Source organism: Azospirillum sp. B4 (assembly GCF_000333275.1).
GTDB lineage: Bacteria > Pseudomonadota > Alphaproteobacteria > Azospirillales > Azospirillaceae > Nitrospirillum.
Genome location: NZ_BACU01000291.1, coordinates 1 through 4671, shown reverse-complemented (window position 1 = coordinate 4671; position 4671 = coordinate 1). Strand labels below are relative to the sequence as shown.

At 66.0% G+C, this 4671-nt stretch carries 4 protein-coding genes and 1 rRNA gene; 2 read left to right on the top strand and 3 right to left on the bottom strand.

The genetic code is table 11. The annotated features are described in order from the left end of the window. The first annotated feature begins 21 nt into the window (after positions 1–21). Together I55_RS13320 and I55_RS13315 are read left to right on the top strand one after the other, a co-directional pair. Complete coding sequence (locus tag I55_RS13320; RefSeq protein ID WP_044561070.1) at positions 22–1563, top strand: SpoVR family protein; 1542 nt, start codon at positions 22–24, stop codon at positions 1561–1563. A 203-nt stretch (positions 1564–1766) separates the two neighbouring features. After that, positions 1767–1961 (top strand): hypothetical protein, encoded by a 195-nt coding sequence (locus tag I55_RS13315; protein ID WP_044561069.1) that lies wholly within the window; start codon positions 1767–1769, stop codon positions 1959–1961. Between the two features lie 90 nt (positions 1962–2051). On the opposite strand, the gene I55_RS13310 is transcribed toward I55_RS13315, so the two are convergent. The 3 genes from I55_RS13310 to I55_RS13300 all read right to left on the bottom strand — a co-directional run. Continuing rightward, a complete protein-coding gene (locus tag I55_RS13310; protein ID WP_044561068.1) occupies positions 2052–3665 on the bottom strand; it encodes a tetratricopeptide repeat protein in 1614 nt (537 codons plus the stop codon). A gap of 86 nt (positions 3666–3751) precedes the next feature. Then, a complete protein-coding gene (locus I55_RS13305; protein WP_044561067.1) occupies positions 3752–4177 on the bottom strand; it encodes a VOC family protein in 426 nt (141 codons plus the stop codon). Between the two features lie 226 nt (positions 4178–4403). Then, positions 4404–4671, bottom strand: a 23S ribosomal RNA gene (locus I55_RS13300); the annotation flags it as partial.

Below are 4671 nucleotides of genomic sequence, written 5' to 3'. Positions count from 1 at the left end.
AAAGCCGAACCGGGAGAGAAGGTGCCGCCGCCGGATGACGCCAACCTGCTCTACACCGGGGCCGACTGGGACTACGACACCATCAAGCGCTGCCACGACGCCATCCAGGAGATCGCGTTGGGGGAACTGGGCCTGGACGTCTACCCCAACCAGATCGAGGTCATCACGTCCGAGCAGATGCTGGACGCCTATGCCTCCATCGGCATGCCGCTGCTGTACCGCCACTGGTCTTTCGGCAAGCACTTCGCCCGGGACGAGGCCATGTACCGTCGCGGCATGCGCGGCCTGGCCTATGAGATCGTCATTAACTCCAGCCCCTGCATCAGCTACATCATGGAGGAGAACTCCATCACCATGCAGGCGCTGGTCATCGCCCACGCGGCGTTCGGCCACAACCACTTCTTCAAGAACAACTATCTGTTCCAGCAGTGGACGGATGCCGAGGGCATCCTGGGCTACCTGGACTTCGCCAAGTCCTACATCGCCCGCTGCGAGGAACGCTATGGGCAGCAGTTGGTGGAGCGCACCCTGGACGCAGCCCACGCCCTGATGAACCAAGGCGTGCACCGCTATCCGCGCCGCCGCCTGGACCTGCAGTCCGAAGCCCGGCGTGAGCAGGAGCGGCAGGAGATACAGCGCCAGCTGTACAATGACCTGTGGCGCACGGTGCCGGCCAAGAAGGGCCAGAAGGCGCCATCGGACGAGGAGCGGCGCCGGGCGCTCCTGGACCTTCCGGAAGAGAACGTCCTCTATTTCCTGGAGAAGAAGGCGCCGCGCCTGGCCCCCTGGCAGCGCGAGGTGCTGCGCATCGTCCGCCATGTGGCACAGTACTTCTCCCCCCAGCGGCAGACCAAGGTGATGAACGAGGGGTGTGCGACCTACACCCACTATCGCATCATGACCCGGCTGCATGAGATGGGGCGGATCAGCGACGGCGCCTATATGGAGTTCCTGCATTCCCATACCGCCGTGGTGTTCCAGCCCTCCTTCGACGACCCGCGCTATTCCGGCATCAACCCATACGCCCTGGGTTTCGCCATGATGCAGGATATCGAGCGCATCGCGACCAACCCGACGGCGGAGGATCGCACCTGGTTCCCCGGCTATGCCGGCAGCGGCGACGCCATGGCCGCCTTGCGCGACGCCTGGGCCAACTACCGCGACGAAAGCTTCATCCTGCAGTACCTGAGCCCGCACCTGATGCGGAAGATGCGGCTGTTCCACCTGCACGACAACAGCGACGAATCGGTCTATCGCGTGGGCGCCATCCATGACGAGCGTGGCTATCGCCGGGTGCGCCAGCGGCTGGCGGCACAGTACGACTTCTCCTCCCTCGACCCTGACATCCAGATCATCGACGTCGACCTGGCGGGCGACCGCCGCCTGATCCTGGAACACCGGGTGCAGAATGGCGTGCTGCTGGCGGAGGAGGACGCCAAGTCCGTGCTGCAGCACGTGGCCAACCTGTGGGGTTACGATGTCCTGCTGTTCGAGAATGACGACAGCGGTAACACCCTGCGCAAACTGACCGTGCCGGCCAGGACCATCCTGCTGGCGGAATGACGCCCCTTCGCTTTTCGCGGGGAACGGGCCGGAACCAAGGCGTTTCCGGCCCGTTTCGCGTTCGCGGCCGCGCGTGGCGTGCCGGCCACCGATTTGTCATGCCGCAGATGCGAAATCGCCCTGGTTCGGCCATGTTGCATTGCGATATTATGAGGGTACCCCGATTGGGGTGCCGATCGCCAACCTCGCTAGAGAGCCAACCGATGTCCACCCTGGAACTGGATCCCGCCTTCGTCGCCGCCTGCGAAGCGCACGGGCTGGACCCGCAGAAGACCAACATGTTCCTGCTGGAATGCGCCGTTCAGGGCCGTGAGCCGTCCAAGGTCTCCATGTTCGACCTGGACCGCCAGGCCTCGGACCTGTGGGCCAAGGTGCGCAAGCTGAACCGCGCCGCCTGATCCAGCCAACCGCATGTGTTGGATTGAAGGAAGCCGCCGGGCTGAAGAAGCCCGGGCGGCTTTTTTCTTGCCTGCCTCCGGGGACGCGCCTCAGGCGGCTTCCCAGGCCCGCAGTGCCGCGATAACCCGCGCCAGCACTTCGTCCCAATCACCCGGCCGTGTCTGGCGGAACTGTCGCAGGGTGGGATACCAAGGGCTGTCGTCGCGGTCGCGCAGCCAGCGCCAGTCCGAATCGAAGCGGTTCAGGAGCCAGACCGGCCGCCCCAAGGCACCGGCCAGGTGAACAACGGAGGTGTCAACGCTGACCACCAGGTCCAGCGTCTGGATCAGCGCCGCGGTGTCGGCGAAATCCGTCACTCTTTCCATGCGATCGACAACGCCCGCCGGCAAGCCGCCGGCGGCGTCCGGATCCTTTTGCAAGCTATGGAAGTCCACCATCGGGCAGGCGGTTACCAGGGCCTCGACCTGTGGCCGGGTCAAGGACCGACGGCGGTCGGGCTTATAGGTGGGGTTACCAGCCCACACCAGCCCCACCCGGGGGCGCCCGGCTGCCGGGGATATCGCCGGGGCGGCCAGATAGGGTACCGTCGCCGGTATGGTTTCCAGCCGGGTGTCGAGCGCCAGCGGCAAGGTCATCAGCGGGCACTGCAGGTCGAATGCCGGCAAAGGCGCGCCCCGGGCGATGATCTCAACGGCTCCTGTCGCCGTCAGGGCGGGGGAGGCGCGCAGCAGGCGCAGCAGGGACGACGGCACCTCCACCACCACACGGCCGCAGCGCGCCGCCGCCAGGGGGATGTAGCGGCAGAATTGTAGCGTATCGCCCAATCCCTGCTCGGCATGCAGCAGCACGGTGGCGCCGGCCGCATTCTCCCCCCGCCAGGTTTTCTGGGCGAAGGGACGGTGATGGGCGCGAAAGTCGGGACTGGCCCAACGCCATTCATAGGCAGCCCAGCCCCTGGCATAATCGCCCAGGCCCAACCAGGCCAGGCCCAGGTTGTAGCGGGCCTCGGCATAGCGCGGATCGATGGCCAGGGCGGCCTGGTATCCCGCGATGGCCCCATCCATGTCGCCCAAAGCCTTGCAGGCGCTGGCCAGGTTGTTGTGCGCCTCCACCAGGCCGGGGTTCAGGGCCAGGGCGGCGCGATAGTGGGCGATGGCGTCGGCCGTCCGCCCCTGGTCCAGCAGGACGTGCCCCAGGTTGTAGAGCGCCTCGGGATAGGCGGGCTTCAGGGCCAAGGCCTGGCGATAGGCGGCCTCCGCCCCCGCCAGGTCGTCGCGCTGGCGCAGCACGTTGCCCAGGTTGCTGTGCGCCTCGGCGAAGGTGGGGCGCAGGGCCAGGGCTTGGCGGTATTCGCTATCCGCCTCGTCCCAGCGGCCATGATGGCGCAGGACGTTCCCCAGATTGCTGTGGGCATCGGCGTTGTCGGGGCGTAACTCGATGGCCCGCCGGTAGGCGGCCTCGGCCGCCTCGAACCGGCCCAGCTTGGCCAGGGCGATGCCCAGGTTGCCATGCATGGCGCTGTCGTCCGGCTTCAGCGCCAGGGCCTCGCCAATCAGTTCGGCGGCGATGGCGGACTGGCCCCGCGCCTGGGCCACCAGACCTAGCACATGCAGGAAGGCCGGCTGACGGGGGTCCTTCCCCAGGGCGCGCCGGCAGGCGGCCTCGACCCCGGCCAGGTCGCCGGCGTGGAACCCCGCCACCACCTGGTTGTAATCAACGGTGCTGATCTTGATGCCCTTTCACGGCTTGTCCGTCTTACACGGATCAGGGCCGGGAAAGCGGGCGGTGCTTAGGGCTCGCCCCAATAGCTGCCGAAGGTCCAGACATGGCCTTCCAGGTCACGGGCGACATATTCGCGGGCGCCATGGTCAGTGTCGTGCGGGGCGGTCAGGATTTCAGCGCCGGCGGCACGGGCGCGGGCGCAGTGGGCGTCCACATCGCCCAACGCCACGCACACGCCCTGGTTCAAGCCGTTCAGCACCCGGGGACTATGCATGCCATACCGGTCGACAGGATTGTCCGGCCCCAGCATCAGCAAATCCTCACCCAGCCTCAGCTGGGCATGGGTCACGCGCCCGCGCTCGTCCTTGGCCACGAAATGCCGGCTCAGTCCGAAGGCGGCGCACAGCCAATCGACGGCGGCGGCCGGGTCCTCATAGCGCAGCAGGGGAAAGAATTTGGGCGGTCTTGCTGGAATATCAGGCGACAGGGTCATGTAACGCCCTTGGCGTGGCAGGGCGGACACCGATCCTGCGGAAGGGCGAATGGTAGCCGGCCGATGCGGCGACCGAAATAGACCCAAGGTTAACTATACCATAGCGATAAGGCCGCCCCCTGGTAGGGGCGGCCTTATTCGTGATTGTGATGAGGTCTTGAGTAACCCGTGTATCGCACCGGGCGGCACGCACGGGATTACCGTTGCGCGCGGCGCCGTTAAGGAGATGATCAAGCCGGACGAGCGATTAGTATGGCTTAGCTTCACGCGTTGCCGCGCTTCCACATGCCACCTATTGACGTGCTGGTCTAGCACGGCTCTTCAGGGAGCACTGGTTTTGAGGGGGGTTTCCCGCTTAGATGCTTTCAGCGGTTATCCCTTCCGCACTTAGCTACCCGGCGGTGCCGCTGGCGCGACAACCGGTACACCAGAGGTGCGTCCATCCCGGTCCTCTCGTACTAGGGACAGATCCTCTCAATACTCCTACACCCACG